An 18,295-nucleotide genomic window follows, 5' to 3' on the forward strand; every position below is an offset into this window, starting at 1 on the left:
GCTAATACCATAAATGAAATTGGGATAGCTTACTTCCCAAAAAGAAATTAATGAGTACAACGAAATAAGCATAAACTTGAGTCCAAGCAAATGACAGTCCCGTAATTATTCCTCGCTGCTTTAACATGATGATAGCTACATATATGACAAGCACTATGAAAGAACCGATGATTTTTGCATCAAAAAACGAAATTGCTCCCTCCACTTTCATAAATGCCGATTCTAATCCTAATAGCAAACTAATCACCATGATTGGAAGGCCAATAATGATTGAATAATTCATCCAAGTCGCCATTTGAGATAAGGAGGGTAAACGAGACCAAAGTTTTGTATGTTTTTTCTTTTTTAATAGGTGGTATAAAATTAAGTATAGCACTGAAAAGACAAATGAAAGGGAAAATGCTGCATACGATAAAATGGCAAAACCAATATGTATAAACAGCATTTCAGATTCCATGGTTTTTAATACTGGATTCAAATTATTTGGTGCAAACAGTCGAATTGTCATAAAAATAAATCCGAGTATATTAATAAAAAACACCGGTAAATCTGTTCTTGCTATGCAATGCAAGAAGATTGACAGCGTTACAAGTAACCAAGCATAAAAATAAATCCCTTCAGAAAGCGATAATATAGGGAATCGTTTAGTCTCCAACACGCTTAATACGATAAAAGCCGTTTGCAATATCCAAACAATGGATACTAACCAAAATGCAGTTCTACGAATGATTTCTTTTTTATAAAAATAATCGACAAAATAAAACATTATACTTATCGCATATAGTATAACCATTATTTGGTAAAGGTTACTCATCACTTCAGTCATACGAAACCCTTCTCCATCTTATACGTCATTATGATTAAAATTTAAAACAAAAGCGCTTCCGTATCATTAGTTTACCACATCGATACGAAAACGCCTCAAAATTCTTACTTAAAATGATAATTTTGGTTGATTTTCAATTCCGTCTTGAATTCGTTCTTCTTCAGTTTCTAACTTCAATTGTTGACTTTGAATTTCTTCTTGAACTAATTCTTCAATTCCAAAAATTTGTTGATACAATTGAAGTTTTTGATTGGCTTTTGGAGAGTTAGCAATTTCCTTCGCTTGAAGAATTGGTTCTTTTAACAATTGATTGATGATGGATTTCGTATGTTTATTTAAAATTTTACGTTCCCGTTCAGTTAGATTTGGCATTTTATTTTCAATACTTTTCATCGTTTCTTGTTGAATCATATTTGCTTTTTTGCGCAATGCCGCAATAACCGGTACTACTCCAAGCGTTGCAACCCAATCTTTAAATTCAACAATTTCTTGTTCAATCATTTTTTCAATTTGTTGAGCGGCCTGTTTTCGTTCTGCTAAATTCGCTTCTACAATTCCCTGTAAGTCATCAATATCATATAAGAATATGTTAGGTAATTCGCCTACTTTAGGATCGATATCTCGTGGAACTGCGATATCAACTAAAAACAAAGGTTTTCCTTTGCGTAAACGCTCTACAAACTGCATTAGTTCATAATCAATTACATACGTTGTTGAACCTGTTGATGTAATTAAAATATCTGTATCAAGCAAAGTACATTGCAATTCCTTAATCGATTTAGCATGTCCTTCAAATTTTTCAGCTAAAGACACCGCTTTTTCAAAAGTACGATTTAATACCGTTACTTTTCCAACGCCGCTTCCATACAGATTTTCCATAGCAAGCTCGCCCATTTTACCAGCGCCTAAAATCGATACATGTTTATTTTTTAGGGAACCAAATATTTTCTTTGCCAGTTCAACCGCAGCATAAGATACTGAAACGGCATTTTCGTTAATCGTCGTTTCTTTATGAGCTTTTTTCGCAAAAGTAATTGCTTGTTTAAACAAGCGGTTAAAAATCGTACCCGTCGAACCAATTTCTTGTGCCTCTAAAAAGCTTTTCTTGACTTGTCCAAGAATTTGAGTTTCTCCCAATACCATCGAATCGATTCCTGCAGTTACTCGGAATAAGTGTACTAACGATTGATCATTTTCACGAATAAATAAATAGCTCTCAAATTCCTCAATCGGAATGTTAAACCAGTTGGATAAAAAACGTTTTATATAATAACGTCCTGTATGCAGCTGATCAACTACCGCATAGATTTCCGTTCTATTGCAAGTCGACACGATCACGTCTTCTAATATGCTTTTTTCTTTTTTTAACGCAGCCATCGCTTGTGGTAATTCACTTTCAATGAACGACAACTTTTCACGAATTTCGACTGGCGCAGTTCTATAATTCAAGCCTACAACTAGTGTGTGCATGAACTTAACACCTCTCACGAACTATTTCATAACCTCTATTCTAACATAAAGAAAGCGCTATCTAAACGCTAATTATGAAAAAGTTATGAAATAAGATTTTTTACTTTAAAATAATTCTAATATAAGAATAACAAAATTTGATTCCTGTTTCAATATAATAACCTTTATACATAGTATTCAACAAATTCCGACAATTTACTCTTCTTGAACATATATAAAAGGTTGACCTATAGGATGCTAGGTCAACCTTTATAAAATTGGAAGTTCTTACTGTTTCATAAGCTTCATAAACATTTTCAATTATGTATGGAATCACATGAACTTTTGTATTTCAGTCCATGTTTCTTCCACTCCTACTCCCGTTTCCGCAGAAAACAGGATGATTGGATCTCCTTTTTCCATTTCTAATGTTTCTCTTACCACTTTTTTATGTTTATCCCACTTGCCTCTTGGAATTTTATCTGCTTTCGTTGCAACTACAATCGCAGGAATATTGTAATGTTTTAAGAAATCATACATCATTTGATCGTCTGCAGTTGGAGGATGGCGCAAATCAACAATTAAAATAACAGCCTGTAATACGCTTCGACCAGTAAGGTATTTTTCAATCATTTTCCCCCAAGCTTCCCGCTCTTTCTTAGACACTTTGGCGTAACCATAGCCTGGAACGTCCACAAAAAACAATTGATTTTCGATTTTATAAAAATTTAACGTTTGTGTTTTACCAGGCTTTGATGACGTACGAGCAAGGGATTTTCGATTAATCATCTTATTGATGAATGAAGATTTTCCAACATTTGAACGGCCCGCCAAAGCAAATTCAGGTAGACCGTCGTCTGGATATTGTTCCGGTTTGACAGCACTAATTACCATTTCCGCATGACTAACTTTCATTTAAAAACCTCCAACAAGGGCGATATTCAACACTTCTTCTGCCGATCTAACCGGTTTAAATACTAATTCTTCTCGAACTGCTTCAGGAATATCGTCAATATCTCGCTCGTTGTCTTGAGGAATGATGATAATTTTTAATCCTGCACGATGAGCTCCTAACGATTTTTCTTTCAGTCCTCCGATTGGAAGCACTCGCCCTCGCAATGTAATTTCTCCAGTCATTCCGACTTCTTTTTTGATAGGTTTATTGGAAATGGCTGATACAAGTGCTGTTGCAATAGTAATTCCCGCTGACGGACCGTCTTTTGGTACTGCTCCTTCAGGTACGTGTATATGAATATCATGTTGTTCAAAATAATCCGCATCCAAATTGAGGCGTTTGGATAAAGAACGAACGTAAGAAAGAGCAGTTTGAGCAGATTCCTTCATCACATCTCCAAGCTTACCTGTTAAAATCAGTTTTCCTTTACCAGGTGTTAAAGATACTTCAATTTGAAGTGTATCACCACCAACGGATGTGTAAGCCAATCCTGTCGCTACACCAACTTGGTTTTCCGTTTCCGCTTGACCGTAATGGAATCGATGTTTACCAAGCATTTCTATCAATGTTTTCGAATTGACAGTAACCCGTTTTCTTTCGCCAGAAACAATGACTTTTGCCACTTTTCGGCAAACTGCAGCAATCTGACGTTGAAGACCACGAACGCCAGCTTCTCTCGTATAGTATCGAATTAAATCAACAATCGCTTCATCTTTAAAGATAAGTTGTGATTTTTTCAAACCGTTTTCATCAAGTTGTTTTGGAATAAGATGATTCTTAGCGATTTTGATTTTTTCAATCTCTGTATAACCAGCAATCGATATTACTTCCATACGATCTAATAGTGGTCCTGGAATTGTGCTTAAATCATTCGCTGTAGCAATAAACATTACTTGCGATAAATCATAAGGTTCTTCGATGTAATGATCGCTAAAAGTGTGATTTTGCTCAGGATCCAATACTTCAAGCATTGCTGCTGAAGGATCACCTTTGAAATCATTGGACATTTTATCAATTTCATCCAATAAAAACACAGGGTTAATTGTACCAGCTTTTTTCATTCCTTGTATGATACGACCAGGCATCGCTCCAACGTAAGTGCGTCTATGTCCGCGAATCTCAGATTCATCACGTACACCACCAAGAGAAATGCGAACAAATTTACGATTTAAACTCTCCGCTATCGATCTTGCTAGAGAGGTTTTCCCTACCCCAGGTGGTCCCACTAAACATAAAATTGGTCCACGAATGGAATTTTTTAATTGGCGTACAGATAAATACTCTAAAATGCGCTCTTTTACTTTCTCCAGTCCATCATGATCGCGATTTAGAATTTCTTCTGCCAAATTAACATCAAGTCGATCTTCCGTTTTTTCTTTCCACGGAATTGTGACTAACCATTCAATATAGTTTCGAATGACGCCGCTTTCTGCGCTGGCAGCCGGTAATTTTTCATAGCGTTCAAGCTCTTTTAGTGCCACTTTTTGTGTGGATTCAGGCATTCCGGATTCTTCAACACGTTTTCGAAGATCAGCAACTTCTCCTGTTTTTCCTTCTCGATCTCCAAGCTCGGCTTGAATCGCTTTCATTTGTTCGCGTAAATAATATTCTTTTTGAGTACGTTCCATCGCTTGCTTTACTTTTGTATTGATTTTCTTCTCTAAATTTAATACTTCTTGTTCATCATGCAAGCGAATCATTAAGTGGTCTAATCTTTTCTTAATATTGAAAATGCTTAATACTTCTTGTTTCTCAGAAATTTTAAATGGTAAGTGGGAAGCGATAATATCTGCTAGTCTTCCTGGTTCCTCGATGTCTAAAACAGATTCAATTGTTTCAGCAGTAATTTTATTTGAAGATTTCGCATACTTTTCAAAATAATTAACTACTGTGCGCATTAACGCTTCCATTTCCACGTCTTTTTCTTTCGAATCTTCATGCAATTCAATATCTACAGTTGTAAAATCATCGTTTTCTTGGTAATGAACAATTTTCCCACGACAAATGCCTTCCACTAAAATGCGCAACGTGCCGTTCGGTAATTTCAACATTTGTTTTACAGAGACATAAGTCCCAATCATATACAAATCTTCTTTTTCAGGTTTTTCTACCCGCAAATCCTTTTGCGTCGTTAGGAAGATTTTATTATCATTCATCATGGCATGTTCTAATGCAGCGACCGAACGTTTCCTACCAACATCGATATGTAATACCATTGAAGGAAATACGAGCAGTCCACGCAAAGGAAGTAGTGGTACATTTTTCTTTAATTCAGTCATGCGGGTTATTCACCTCCATTTGATACTAAAGAATGCACCCGCTTCTAGGCAAATTTAGTATGTGAAAAATTAAAAACATTTCACTTGGTTTTACATAGCAATTTCGATAAATTTAATCTTTCATAACAGCATTTACTATTCTCTGTTACATCAATTATTATTCCCGGTAAAATGTTATTTTGAACAATTTGACGCTCAATAAAATGATTTGTAAGTATTTGTAAAAATATGTAATTCTGATATTTGTTACAAAGAGCTGACTAACGAGATATGCATAAGCAAATTCGCAGTCAGCTCTTTATTTTAATGGTCATTATTACTGTTACTTGTAACTACTTTATGCGGAAGTTTTTTTATTGTCCTTCAAATCTTTTAATTCTGTACCGTCTTTTAAAATTAATTTTGGTTGCGCTTTGTCCGTAATCGTTTCTTTTGTAATAATACATTTCACGATATCATCGCGTGATGGCAATTCATACATCATATCAAGCATCGTATTTTCAATGATGGAACGAAGTCCACGGGCACCTGTTTTTCTTTCAATCGCTTCCTTCGCAATCGCTCGAAGTGCTTCCTCTTCAAATTCTAATTCCACATTATCAAATTCGAGCATTTTTTGATATTGTTTCACTAATGCATTTTTTGGCTCTGTCAAAATTCTTACGAGCGCTTCTTCATTTAACTGTTCAAGTGAAGCAATGACTGGTAAGCGACCAATAAATTCCGGAATTAAACCAAATTTCAATAAGTCTTCTGGAATTAATTGGGAAAGTAAAGATTCGCTTTCCACATTTTTATTTTTCATGTCGGAACCAAAGCCAATCACTTTTTGACCTAATCGACGTTTAATAATGCTTTCGATACCATCGAAAGCACCGCCAACGATAAATAAGATATTTGTTGTATCAATCTGTAAAAACTCTTGATGTGGATGTTTACGACCACCTTGAGGAGGAACGCTAGCTACCGTACCTTCTAAAATTTTTAATAATGCCTGTTGCACACCTTCTCCAGATACGTCTCGTGTGATGGAAGGGTTCTCTGATTTTCGTGCAATTTTATCGATTTCATCTATATAAATAATCCCTTTTTCTGCTCGCTCAATGTCATAGTCAGCAGCTTGGATTAGTTTTAACAGGATGTTTTCTACGTCTTCACCAACATAACCAGCCTCGGTTAATGAAGTGGCATCGGCAATCGCAAATGGCACATTTAAAATTCTTGCTAAAGTTTGAGCAAGTAAAGTTTTCCCACTACCAGTTGGTCCAATTAAAATAATATTGGATTTAGATAGTTCCACATCATCTAATTTACTATTTGAATTGATTCGCTTGTAGTGGTTATATACTGCAACAGCAAGAGCTTTTTTAGCTCGCTCTTGTCCAATAACGTATTCATCTAAGATGCTTAAAATTTCCTTTGGCTTTGGAACATCTTGAAAATCGATTTCCTCTTCTGTACCTAATTCCTCAACAACGATTTCGGAACATAGCTCGATACATTCATCACAAATATAAACACCAGGCCCAGCTACTAATTTTCGCACTTGTTCTTGTGGCTTACCACAGAAAGAACACTTTAAATTACCTTTTTCATCATTAAATTTAAACAATTTGCTTCACCCCTATTCAAGCAACAATCTTACAGGATATTGAGCACATTAGCAAATAAGAAGTTTCCAAAGCTAATGGAATATTTTGTATAGCTTATGTATGCAAAAATTATTTAGTCATTGGTATAAAACAAGGCACGGTGGTATATGCCGTACCTTGTTATTGGAACTATTCAATTAATTACAATCCTTATGAGGAAAGAATAAATTATTCAGTAATTTTCGCATTCTCAACTAAGAATTCTACAGTTTTTTGATTGCGAATATCATTTTCTAACATTTCAGTAGTTCCGCCTAAAGCAGTAATAATTTTTTCTTTATCCATTTTGAATTGGTCAGCCATTTTTTCAAGCTCTTTGTCGATATCTTCTTGTGTCACTTCGATGTTTTCTGCTTTAGCGATTGCTTCTAGTGTTAATGAAATGCGCACGCGAGTTTCAGCATCTTCTCTGAATTGTTCATGCAAGTCTTCCTCTGTTTGACCAGAGAATTGATAATAAAGGTCTAAAGATATTCCTTGCATTTGTAGGCGTTGAGCAAATTCATCAATCATACGGTGAATTTCGTTGTGGATCATTGCTTCTGGAATTTCCATTTCAGCATTCTCAGCTGCTTTTTCCACTAATTCATCGCGAAGTGTGCTTTCTGCTTCATTTTTCTTTTGTTCAGCTAATTGTTCTTTTATTTTGTTGCGCAATTCTTCAACTGATTCAACTTCTGGATCTGCTTCTTTTGCAAATTCATCGTTTAATTCTGGCAATACTTTTGTTTTTACTTCTTTTACAGTTACTTTGAAAGTTGCATCTTTGCCAGCAAGTTCTTCCGCATGATATTCTTCAGGGAATGTTACTTGGATGTCTTTAGATTCGCCAGCTTTTAAGCCAACTAATTGTTCTTCAAAGCCAGGGATGAATTGGCCAGAACCGATTTCTAAAGGATAGTCTTCCCCTTCTCCGCCTTCAAATGCTTCATCGCCAAGGAAACCTTCGAAGTCGATTACAGCAATATCGCCTTCAACGATTGGTTCATCTTCTTTAATTTCATATTCTGCTTTGCGGTTTAATAAGTTTTGGATTTGTTCTTCCACTTCTTCATCTGTAACTTCAGTGCTTAATTTTTTCACTTCTAAACCTTTATATTCACCTAGTTTTGGTTCAGGTTTAACAGTTACAGTTGCAGTAAATGTAAAATCTTTATCTTTTTTAAAACTATCAAAATCGCCAATTTCAGGATAATCTACTGGGAAGATACCTGTTTCATCAACAGCTTTTGAATATGCTTCTGGTATAATTATTTCTAAAGCATCTTGATATAATGCTTCTACACCAAAACGTTTTTCAAAAATTTGACGTGGTACTTTTCCTTTACGGAATCCTGGCACTGTAATTTGGTTTACAACTTTTTTGAACGCTTGATCCAATGCTTTATTTACTTCCTCAGCAGGAACTTCAATTGTTAATACTCCAGTATTCCCATCTTTTTTTTCCCATTTTGCTGACATATATAAATACCTCCAAAAATAAATTACAAATTTTAAGCATTTGTTTATACGATTTTGACAACCATTTTAGTATATCATAAATAGCTCTAGTTTCAACATTTTTCATGCTTATTGTAGTTCTGATAGCTTTTCCAATTCTTGAATGAACTGATAGATTTCTTGATTGAATTCACTATCTTGTCCAAACAACTGATATACAAAATCGATATAACATTCTGCTACTTCATTTGATTGAAAATCCAACCACTCAAAAGGATACGTTACAATTGCATGTTTTGCAATTAAATATTCAACCATTTCTAAAACGGATGGTTCTTGTTGCAGTTTTTCACTAACTATATTTGAAATCATTTTATATTGTGATAACTCTGTTGGCAACCCAATTTTTGATGGGTTTACCACAATCATCCGGTCAAATTTACGTATCTTTAATTCAATATCAATATTTTGCTCATTCATTAATATAAGAATAAGACTTTTAACAAAAGGATGTGTACGGTGACTTTCAACAATATTTTTTAAGTGAACGATGATTGGTCTAATGTTTGCAAGGGATAATTCATGCAACTTATTCACCTGCTCAGCATGAGAAAAAGATAAAAAAGCATCTAATTCATAGAGTTCAGGTTCTAGCTGTTTGACAATCATCGTGAAATCATCTTGCTTATTCATTTTTTCAATAATATTCGCATTTAATTCTTTCAACCTATTAAATTGGTCGATTTTATCAGTTGGAATCGCTTCTTCTTCCAATAGTGAAGTAATAATTTTTTCAACTTTTTTATATTCCTTTAATTGCATACAAACGGTTAAATATAATTCCATTACTTCAAAATACATCGTTGGTCCGATATTGAGTAACTTTTCACATACTTCTTTAGCTTTTAGATAAGATTTTGCTTCATATAAAGAATAAGCATATAAACTCAATACATACTCATCGCCATCAGTATATTTCAAAGCTTCTTCAAAATATTGATTCGCAGTTTCAAATTGATTTTTTTTAATATATTTTTGTGCTTCTAAAATGAGACGTTCTACTGTTCCTGGAAATACGACAACATTTTCATAAGCCGTATATGAAGTTTTTTTATTTTTCACTTTTTTCACTCCATGATGCAATACAAAATAATTCGTAACTTACTACTTACTTGCTTTTTACTAACATCATTCCCATTATTGTAAGTTATAACAATTCAATTCTTATTATAGTAAAAAATTATAACGGCCATCACTATTAATACGTTTTTTTTGGAAATTCCCTATAAATATTATTCATTACCAACTCAATTGTGATTATTATAGCAGTATTTTTAGAATCTAATTGCACAATCTGCTTTGTATAGATTTTTTTCCCATTTATTCATACTAATACGGAAAATCAATTGAAGTTGCATTATAGTGGAATTTTAGGGAAAAATCCAAAAGATGAACCATTACACTATGGCGAAATATTTGCTATTTGGACAATTGTTCGGGGAATAATGGTATGATTGCTTATTATCAAACATTGTACAATCATACAGGAGAGCGAAAGCATGTGCGACAGCCGCAATTTATCTGCGGCGAAAGCACTAGCGACAGCCGCAATTTATCTGCGGCGAAAGCACTAGCGACAGCCGCAAAGGGGGCGTCTTGAAATGACTTTTCAGACGCCTCCTTCACCAATTCGACTTTCAAAGGAAATTATCGCACAATTCGATCTCCCGCTTCTAAATAGACGACTTTCTTTTCCAACTCTCTGACCCTTTTTTGTAATCTATTAATCATGATATTTTGTTGGAGTATAAAGTTTTTAATTTCTTCATAAGGAGCTTTTGGATTGTAATTTATTTTTCGTTCATTAACATCTTTGTTCACAATTTGTATTTGAACTTTCTCCCCTGTCATTTCTTCCACTGTAATCGCTATAAATTTTTTATAGCGCTTGTTTAACCAATCTTTACAAACTTGGTTTTCTGTAAGGATGTATAACACGTCCCCATTCCATTCTGCTTCCGTTCTTGCAAACCACATATCATAGCTTGCTTTAGGAATTTTTAACTCAAGTTTGACAGAGTACACTAAAGAAAAGCCCGAAAATGCTGGTGTTTTGGACTTTACCCACAACGAGGCTGGGACAAAACCCCCTCTAAAATGGAAACAGCCCATGAAATTTTGGAATGAAATTTCATGGGCTGTTTTTCATTTTTTCAATAAAAAATAAGGACCTCTTCTGTTAAAATTAAGTTAGCACACAAAACCTAACAGAAAGAAGGGTCCTTATGTTCAAATATTATAACATGAATCAATTAGTTTTGCCTCTAGATTTAGAAATAAAATTACAAGAAAATGATATTGCCTTCCACATTCACCATTTAGTTGAAAGTATTCCAGATGAAGCCTTCCAGCCGTTTCTTCGAAATACAGGTTGTCCTGCTTATCATCCACGCATGATGCTAAAAATTATTTTGTGTGCCTATTCGCAGTCTGTCTTTTCAGGTCGAAAAATTGAAGCGCTATTAAAGGACAGTATACGAATGATGTGGTTGGCACAAGGATATGAACCAAGTTATCGGACGATCAATCGTTTTCGTGTGCATCCGGAAGTAAAAGAATTAATTCGTCAATGTTTTGTCCAATTCCGTTGCCAACTGGTGGAAGAAAAGTTAATCGATCAAGAAGCCATTTTTATCGATGGTACGAAGATTGAAGCGAATGCCAATAAATTTACTTTCGTATGGAAGAAATCCATTGAAAAATACAACCAAAACTTAATTGAAAAGTCCAATCAGTTATACAACGAACTATTAGAAAAAGAAATCATCCCTGAAATGGAGCGGGAAAATGAGGGAGAACTGTCCGTTGAAGAACTCGCTCAAATGGTGCAACAAGTCGATGAAGTCATTAAGGAATATGACCAAAAGATAGAAACATCGCCCGATGCCACAGAACGAAAAGCATTAAGAAGCGAACGGAAATATCCGAAGCGAGTGTACAAACAGTTGATTGACTTGATTTTACGTAAACAAAAGTATCAAAAAGACTTCGAAATCTTGGGTGAACGGAATAGTTATTCCAAAACAGACTTAGATGCGACGTTCATGCGAATGAAAGACGACTATATGAAAAACGGTCAATTGAAGGCTGGATACAACGTACAAATCGCAACAGAAGGTCAATACGCACTAGCTTATAGCATCTTTCCAAATCCTACTGATACACGTACATTAATTCCGTTCTTGAATAAGATAGAAAAGGATTATTTTCCGTTGCCAAAGTATATTGTCGCAGATGCTGGTTATGGTAGTGAACAAAACTATGAAGACATCCTTTCGAATCGAAAATGTGAGGCACTCATTCCATATACCATGTATGAGAAAGAACAAAAGAAGAAATATAAACAAAATCCATTTCATCCAGACAATTGGATGTACGACGAAGAAAGTGATACCTACATTTGTCCAAATCAGCAGCGAGTAACCTTCCGATATCGTTCTGTACGTACCGATAAGACCGGTTTCAAACGAGAATTGAAAATCTATGAATGTGAAAACTGTTCAGGATGTCCATTTCGTTCATCATGTACAAAAGCAAAGGAAGGCAATCACCGAAAGGTCATGGTGAATGAAAAATGGGAACAACAAAAAGAATATGTAAGAGCGAAGCTTTCAGAAGAAAAAGCTGGTTCTATTTTCCGTCAACGTAAAATAGACGTAGAACCAGTTTTTGGATTCTTGAAGGCTAATTTGCGTTTCACTCGATTTTCCGTTCGAGGAAAATCGAAAGTGGAAAATGAAATGGGCATTGCCTTAATGGCCGTGAATTTACGAAAATACACGGCCAACAAAGATCAACTAACCAAAAATAATGGGGATAAATGGAAAAAGGAGAATTTGAGCCAACTCAAATTCTCCTTTTTCCTATCTAGAAGCTAGTTTTGTCCCAGCCCCGTTTTTTTCTAATACTCTAGGAGGCGCTTGTGTGACAAGTGCTTCAAATGCTAGATTTGCTTGACCTTGTAATTCTGTACGAACGATTTGCTCTTCACCATTCACGCGTATTTTCGAGGCCTTCATCTGGCTTACATCATGCAAAATATCCTTTACACTTGTTTGGCATCCTATTTCTTTTAGCTTATAGGCCAAAAAGGATTCCATGACAAGCGCAAGGAAACAAACCATGATATGGCCTCGAATACGAGATTCCACTCGATGGTACATCGGGCGAAGTTCTAGATTCGACTTCAGGTTACGAAAGGCTTGTTCCACTCTCCACAACTCTTTATAGGCAAGTGCTGCCTCTTCATCCGTTAATGACGAGTTGGTCCGAATGGCGTACTTTCCGTCAAACTTTTCATCATTGGATACCTTCTCTTCATCAATTTTGGCCGATGCTTTTTCTATCGTTAAAAACTTGGAATACGCACGGTTTTTGACGAGTCCAGATGGACCGAGTTCATCAAGCTTCGATTGAAGGTTTTCTAACACGACTTGACGACTCGCTCGATCACGTTCTTCAGCGTCCGGATTGTAACAGAGTACATACGTTTCGCCATCGATTTTCTTTGACTTCACTTTTAGATTCGGGAGAACCTTCTTATATGGCCCACGGATGGATAATAGCTCTTGGGCTTTCTTCGACTTTCGTAATTTGACACCCACAATATATTCCATGCCCAGTTCACGAATTTGATCTAAGTTGGCTTCACTAACCATTCCGCGGTCTCCCACTAGAATGACTTTCTGAATAGGATAGCGCTTCTTCAGATCTCCAACCACCATGCCAAATGTCTTCGTATCATGCATGTTTCCAGGGAAGACTTGATGCCCAATCGGAATCCCTGTTTTGGTCATTAATAAGCCAATCACGACTTGTTTTCGATCTCCACGATGATCTTTGGAGTAACCATAGTGAGCCAGCAGTTCGTCTGCTTCCTCTCCTTCGAAATAGGTGCTTGTCGTGTCGTAAAACACGATATCTACTTCTAATGAGGTTAAATCGGTTAAATGTCCATAAAGTTGTTCCTCAATTTTTTCTTTTTGTTCACTTAAGAAGTCTAATGCACGATAGTAGTGATGGAGTTGGATGTCTGAAAGACCTTCTGCATAAATCGTGTCGATCCATTGTTTGAAGATATAATGCTTACTATTGGGATCCATGAGACGGTTTAACACCATGGCAAAAATGGCTTCGTCATACTGAGAAGCAGCCTCGGAATCATCCATGATTTTACGTAATAGCCGACCAAGCCCTAACTTTTCCCATACCTTTCGGAACAGATAAACCGGCCCAAACTCTTTTGTCCAAAGCACGGAGACAGAAGAGGAAGAGCCTTGCCCGTGAATTCGGTCAAAGTAACGCTCTGAAAATTTGGCTAATCCCTCGATTATGTTATCGACAGAGCCATTCTCTAATAAATGTTCTAACCTCCCTAGATTACAAAGCGTTTGTTGCCGAACTTTATTGTCTACACGAAATGTACGACATATTTGTAGATATTGACGAACAGAACCATTTTTATTTTTTTGCTTATTAATTCGAATATACATAGCACTAATAGTATAACATATATTACATATTATTGGATATACAAAAGTTATCCACATAACACTACATAATGATTATATTTTCGATAAAAAAAGTGGATAACTATTGGTATAATCACCTTTAGTTATCCACATGTAGTGAAATGGTGTCAAACTTGAGTTTAACGAATTTGTTCCAGCACTTCCGACCAAAATTCCATCGAGTCCATCCCTTTCTGCGATTAAATTACGTATATCCACATTGTTACAATTTTTCGCAAAAATTAAAGAACACCTATAATTTCACTAGCATTGCACTAATTAAATCTGATGATTCAAAATACTAAGAATGTTCAATTTTTTATTGATTTCGAAACAAAAAAATCCTTTACAATGGAAGTACAGGTGGTTCCTGTCCAAATCCAATCGTAAAGGATAAACGTTATGGACAAGAATACACTAATTTCATCATTTGGTAAATGGGTTTCACCCATAAATATTCAAAAACTTAGCGAACAAGTCAAAGAATTGAAACAGGACTATTACACAAAAAAGCTGACAACAGAAGCCTATATTAAACTTTTATTGGTAGCCCAGCTGCTCGAATTTAAGAGCTTAGAGGAAATGAGTGATGCACTTGTAGACGAAGATCTTCAAAAAGCACTCGGATTTGAATCGATAAGTGCCTCTCAGCTATCCCGAAAAAACAATCAGATCAACCCACTAATTCTTGCAAATTTGTTCTTGGATCTTGTTTGGAAAATTCAACGGTACCATTATAAAACCGGAAAGAATATGCCACTGAAAATCATTGATTCAAGTACACTCCCGTTGAATTTGACCAATTATAAATGGGCAAAATTCCGTAAAACAAAAGCTGGTGTAAAGCTACACTTACGGCTCGTTTTCATGGATAAAGACACCGTCTATCCTGAAAAAGCAGTGATTACGACAGCAAAAGAACATGACCGAAATCAACTCGAAGTCCTAGTGGATGATAAAGAAGCCATGTATGTGTTTGACCGCGGTTATGTGGACTATGAACGTTTTGATCGGATGACAGATGATGGCTATTTCTTCGTTTCAAGACTGAAGAAAAACGCAGTCATTCGTGAAGTCTATACATTTTCACTTCCTGATGATTGTCACGTTCTATCCGATAAAATGGTCTACATTGGTACCACACAAAATCGTACTGAAAATGTCTTTCGTCTACTAGAAGTTATGGACACAAAAGGGAACTTACTTCGTTTCATCACCAACCGATTTGATTTAAAACCAGAAGAGATAAGTGATATTTACCGATCTCGCTGGGCTATTGAACTCTTTTTCAAATGGCTCAAGCAACACGTAGAAATTAAGCACTTTTATGGAATGAGTGAAACAGCTATTCAAAATCAAATTTTCTTAGCCCTTATCACGTATTGCTTACATGTTCTCATTCAATTGGAGATGAAAAGTAAGAAATCTCTACTTCGAATTACTCGTTGGTTAAAGAGAGCTCTGTGGAAACCAGCTTATGTTTGGTTGCGAAAATTTGATGGGCGAGCCAGTCCATAATCTCCCTTTTGTCGTTGTCGCTCTGGTTTAACTGTATATATTTACCAAATGGGCAGTGCCACCTTTCTTTAGGTTTTGTCTTTTTGGCACAAATTCACAAAAATTAATTAACAGAAAATTCTAACTATATTTATGCAATGCTAATGCTATAATTTATAGAAACATTTTTACATAACAGAAAGTTTGCAGAAAATAAAACGGGCCGTCTAAAACGACTTTTCAGACGCCCCTTCAGTATTGATAAGAAATTTGTATTCAGCAGCAATCACCGTTGCCCCTGTCTGTTTTTTTATTTCTTGTTGATACGTGACCACGCCAGTACCATTACCTTTATCAACTAAATCAGTTACTCTTAATTCTAAATGGATTGTATCCCCAATGAATGTCGGTTGTAAAAATCTCAGTTTTTCAATTCCGTAAAAAGCAACTACTGTCTTAGGGCCCATATCTAATAAGCCTGTCCCTATGGATAATACAAGCATACCATGGGCAATCCGTTGTTTGAATCTCGTATTCTTTGCATATTCTGAGTCCATATGCAGCGGAAAAAAATCTCCGCTTACTCCTGCAAAATTGACAAGGTCGCTTTCCGTAATGGTCCGCCCGTTAGATGTCCATGTTTCGCCTATTTCAAACTGTTCGAATGGCTTGTTTAACATTATTTCTCTCCTTTATGAAGAAGATAATCGTATAATATTTAAATTTATGCATGAACAATTTAAAACATGAACATTCAACAAATCGTTTTAACATGAATTAACGGACTATTAATACATCACATTTTGAATAACGAACAATGCGTTCTGCCACAGAACCAAGCAACCATTTTTCAATTTTATTTAATCCTGTAGCACCGCAAACCATTAAATCGACTTCAACATTAGTTAAAATCGTTTTTGCAGCCCCTTCTTCTACCAATATTTCCACGTTGGCTACACCATCTTGTTCAGCATTTAATTTCATTTTGTTTAATTCTTCCCTAGCCTTTTCTTTCAATTCTTCGGCGTATTTTAAATCATAGGATGCAACAGAGCCAAAGGATTTAGTATCTACTACATTTATAATTAGTAAAGTAGATTGAAAACTTTTTGCCATTTCAATTGCTTGTTTTAACGCTCTTTTTGAACCTTCTGAAAAATCTACTGCAACAGCTATTTTTTGATAAATTGCCGCCATTCTTTTCACTCCTTTATGTAAATATAGCAAATAGTTGTAAAAAACTATATGAATATTTCATGACTATTTCCTAAAGTAGTTGGATAATCAAAAAATACTATAATAAAAAGTAGAAAAATAACTAACGAAATTAATACACCATCTCCCTAATATATAAGCAAGGTGCACCGTGGTTTAAGTATAATCTCTCTTTCCTCTTGCGTTATAAGAATTATTCAGAGTAGTCTATATGAAATTTTTCTTTGTCGATTTCTGTTGCTAGTCCAGTATAATTGATTTTATTGTATTGTTCATATAATTCTGTCACTTCGTCTAACATATTGGGATCCAACCAAATGCTTCTTTTCCCCTTTTTATATAAAACGAGAGGTTGCTGATTAAACAATTTTGCGTCAAGTATTTCACTTGCATGTTGTATGTCAAAAGGTTCCGTTATCGGGCGAAACATTTCGATGCGATGTTCAGAAAGAAAATATAGAATTTCAGACACTGTCCAATCATCTTTAAAAAAAATAAACGAAATCATTTCATAAGATGGTCCAGATTTTATAACTTGGACAAAACATCGATCCATTTGGATGCACTCAGTACGCTGAAAATTGAATGCATTTTCATAATTTTTGATGATGATGTATTCAAAACAATCTGGATATTCACGTAGTTCGCCAATTAATTTATCGTATTTATATTGTAAATAATTTACAACCTTACCCTCTTGCAATGAGTTCACCTGCCTATAATCCTTTTCAACACACTGAAAAGTAAGCGTTTACACAAAAATAGAAATAAATGAACATTTTTTAATTTTATTTTATGATAATCATGCTCACAATTGAACTGTTATTGAAAAATAATCAATTTAATCATGCTAATAACAATAAAAATTCCAATGAGGATAACCGAATAATGAAAAAAGTCACTATTTTCATTATTTCTTTCAAACTCAATTATTCTTTTTTTATCATCTTTCGCCCGTCGATTCATCATCATCTTCCTTCAGTTACAAAACCACATTTGTATATAGTTTTTTCGAACAATCAACCCTTCATTCTTCAAGCAATATACAATTGAAATAAAAAAATGTGTCACTGATGATGGCAATAAGATAAGCCGTTCAAATTTTTATCACTTACAATAATTCCGCATTTGTACTACACGGCAATGAAATTTTGCCATACATTAAGTACGAATAAAGGGGGTGAAAATATATGTCTTCAAACTACGGCTCAGTAGGAGGATTCTTCGGAAACAAGTGTGATTTCGTTTTACTTGTAGTATTATTCATCCTTCTAATCATTGTAGGATCTTGCTATAATCATGGATATTAATAAGTTCAGTAAATCCTCTTTACTTTCACTGTCCGCCATAAATTCCCCTTACTAACATCTTTCTTTTTTACGACCTAAAGCCATATCTTTAGGTCGTTTTTT

General features: G+C 35.1%; 15 protein-coding genes. 3 read left to right on the top strand and 12 right to left on the bottom strand.

Going from position 1 to position 18,295, the window contains the following annotated elements; translation table 11 throughout:
* Position 1: 1 nt before the first annotated feature.
* The 8 genes from ccsA to UtA1_RS12545 all read right to left on the bottom strand — a co-directional run bounded on the left by ccsA (position 2) and on the right by UtA1_RS12545 (position 10,638).
* The gene (ccsA, locus tag UtA1_RS12510; RefSeq protein ID WP_096551375.1) at positions 2-826 is read right to left on the bottom strand and encodes a cytochrome c biogenesis protein CcsA; all 825 of its coding nucleotides are present in this window, start codon (positions 824-826) and stop codon (positions 2-4) included.
* Positions 827-934: 108 nt separating this feature from the next.
* Positions 935-2,296: a glutamyl-tRNA reductase gene (gene hemA / locus UtA1_RS12515; protein WP_096551377.1), complete on the bottom strand. Its 1,362-nt coding sequence runs from the start codon at positions 2,294-2,296 to the stop codon at positions 935-937.
* A 312-nt stretch (positions 2,297-2,608) separates the two neighbouring features.
* A complete protein-coding gene (yihA, locus tag UtA1_RS12520) occupies positions 2,609-3,190 on the bottom strand; it encodes a ribosome biogenesis GTP-binding protein YihA/YsxC (protein WP_016838433.1) in 582 nt (193 codons plus the stop codon).
* Positions 3,191-5,509, bottom strand: coding sequence for an endopeptidase La (lon, locus tag UtA1_RS12525; protein WP_016838434.1), 2,319 nt, complete (start codon positions 5,507-5,509; stop codon positions 3,191-3,193). It abuts the gene before it with no gap.
* Between the two features lie 337 nt (positions 5,510-5,846).
* Positions 5,847-7,121, bottom strand: coding sequence for an ATP-dependent protease ATP-binding subunit ClpX (gene clpX / locus UtA1_RS12530; protein WP_096551379.1), 1,275 nt, complete (start codon positions 7,119-7,121; stop codon positions 5,847-5,849).
* Between the two features lie 208 nt (positions 7,122-7,329).
* Positions 7,330-8,622, bottom strand: a complete 1,293-nt coding sequence (gene tig, locus UtA1_RS12535) for a trigger factor (protein WP_096551381.1) — start codon at positions 8,620-8,622, stop codon at positions 7,330-7,332.
* 108 nt (positions 8,623-8,730) lie between these two features.
* On the bottom strand, positions 8,731-9,723 hold the full coding sequence (locus tag UtA1_RS12540) for a tetratricopeptide repeat protein (protein ID WP_096551383.1): 993 nt from the start codon (positions 9,721-9,723) through the stop codon (positions 8,731-8,733).
* A 585-nt stretch (positions 9,724-10,308) separates the two neighbouring features.
* Positions 10,309-10,638, bottom strand: a complete 330-nt coding sequence (locus tag UtA1_RS12545) for a hypothetical protein (protein ID WP_172597874.1) — start codon at positions 10,636-10,638, stop codon at positions 10,309-10,311.
* A gap of 248 nt (positions 10,639-10,886) precedes the next feature.
* Between UtA1_RS12545 and UtA1_RS12550 the strand changes: the two genes are divergently transcribed.
* The gene (locus UtA1_RS12550; RefSeq protein ID WP_096552131.1) at positions 10,887-12,539 is read left to right on the top strand and encodes an IS1182 family transposase; all 1,653 of its coding nucleotides are present in this window, start codon (positions 10,887-10,889) and stop codon (positions 12,537-12,539) included.
* On the opposite strand, the gene UtA1_RS12555 is transcribed toward UtA1_RS12550, so the two are convergent.
* Positions 12,525-14,153 carry an IS1634 family transposase gene (locus tag UtA1_RS12555; RefSeq protein WP_232019841.1) on the bottom strand — a complete coding sequence of 543 codons (1,629 nt, stop codon included), beginning with the start codon at positions 14,151-14,153 and terminating at the stop codon, positions 12,525-12,527. The two genes, UtA1_RS12550 and UtA1_RS12555, sit on opposite strands and share 15 nt — an antisense overlap.
* A 420-nt stretch (positions 14,154-14,573) precedes the next feature.
* On the opposite strand from UtA1_RS12555, the gene UtA1_RS12560 reads away from it, so the two are divergent.
* The gene (locus tag UtA1_RS12560) at positions 14,574-15,689 is read left to right on the top strand and encodes an IS4 family transposase (RefSeq protein ID WP_096549683.1); all 1,116 of its coding nucleotides are present in this window, start codon (positions 14,574-14,576) and stop codon (positions 15,687-15,689) included.
* Between the two features lie 206 nt (positions 15,690-15,895).
* Here the strand turns inward: UtA1_RS12560 and UtA1_RS12565 are convergent, their stop codons facing one another.
* The 3 genes from UtA1_RS12565 to UtA1_RS12575 all read right to left on the bottom strand — a co-directional run bounded on the left by UtA1_RS12565 (position 15,896) and on the right by UtA1_RS12575 (position 17,586).
* The gene (locus tag UtA1_RS12565; RefSeq protein WP_096551389.1) at positions 15,896-16,348 is read right to left on the bottom strand and encodes a MaoC/PaaZ C-terminal domain-containing protein; all 453 of its coding nucleotides are present in this window, start codon (positions 16,346-16,348) and stop codon (positions 15,896-15,898) included.
* A 97-nt stretch (positions 16,349-16,445) separates the two neighbouring features.
* Positions 16,446-16,865, bottom strand: coding sequence for a universal stress protein (locus tag UtA1_RS12570; RefSeq protein WP_096551391.1), 420 nt, complete (start codon positions 16,863-16,865; stop codon positions 16,446-16,448).
* Between the two features lie 211 nt (positions 16,866-17,076).
* On the bottom strand, positions 17,077-17,586 hold the full coding sequence (locus tag UtA1_RS12575; protein ID WP_096551393.1) for a hypothetical protein: 510 nt from the start codon (positions 17,584-17,586) through the stop codon (positions 17,077-17,079).
* 487 nt (positions 17,587-18,073) lie between these two features.
* On the opposite strand from UtA1_RS12575, the gene UtA1_RS12580 reads away from it, so the two are divergent.
* Positions 18,074-18,193 carry a YjcZ family sporulation protein gene (locus UtA1_RS12580; RefSeq protein ID WP_096551395.1) on the top strand — a complete coding sequence of 40 codons (120 nt, stop codon included), beginning with the start codon at positions 18,074-18,076 and terminating at the stop codon, positions 18,191-18,193.
* Positions 18,194-18,295: the final 102 nt, after the last annotated feature.

It is taken from the genome of Ureibacillus thermosphaericus (assembly GCF_002370195.2).
GTDB lineage: Bacteria > Bacillota > Bacilli > Bacillales_A > Planococcaceae > Ureibacillus > Ureibacillus thermosphaericus.

Coding starts and splice junctions, on each gene's coding strand:
- ccsA (WP_096551375.1), bottom strand. CDS start 826: ATGACTGAAGTGATGAGTAACCTTTACCAAATAATGGTTATACTATAT.
- hemA (WP_096551377.1), bottom strand. CDS start 2,296: ATGCACACACTAGTTGTAGGCTTGAATTATAGAACTGCGCCAGTCGAA.
- yihA (WP_016838433.1), bottom strand. CDS start 3,190: ATGAAAGTTAGTCATGCGGAAATGGTAATTAGTGCTGTCAAACCGGAA.
- lon (WP_016838434.1), bottom strand. CDS start 5,509: ATGACTGAATTAAAGAAAAATGTACCACTACTTCCTTTGCGTGGACTG.
- tig (WP_096551381.1), bottom strand. CDS start 8,622: ATGTCAGCAAAATGGGAAAAAAAAGATGGGAATACTGGAGTATTAACA.
- UtA1_RS12545 (WP_172597874.1), bottom strand. CDS start 10,638: ATGTGGTTTGCAAGAACGGAAGCAGAATGGAATGGGGACGTGTTATAC.
- UtA1_RS12550 (WP_096552131.1), top strand. CDS start 10,887: ATGTTCAAATATTATAACATGAATCAATTAGTTTTGCCTCTAGATTTA.
- UtA1_RS12555 (WP_232019841.1), bottom strand. CDS start 14,153: ATGTATATTCGAATTAATAAGCAAAAAAATAAAAATGGTTCTGTTCGT.
- UtA1_RS12560 (WP_096549683.1), top strand. CDS start 14,574: ATGGACAAGAATACACTAATTTCATCATTTGGTAAATGGGTTTCACCC.
- UtA1_RS12565 (WP_096551389.1), bottom strand. CDS start 16,348: ATGTTAAACAAGCCATTCGAACAGTTTGAAATAGGCGAAACATGGACA.
- UtA1_RS12570 (WP_096551391.1), bottom strand. CDS start 16,865: ATGGCGGCAATTTATCAAAAAATAGCTGTTGCAGTAGATTTTTCAGAA.
- UtA1_RS12580 (WP_096551395.1), top strand. CDS start 18,074: ATGTCTTCAAACTACGGCTCAGTAGGAGGATTCTTCGGAAACAAGTGT.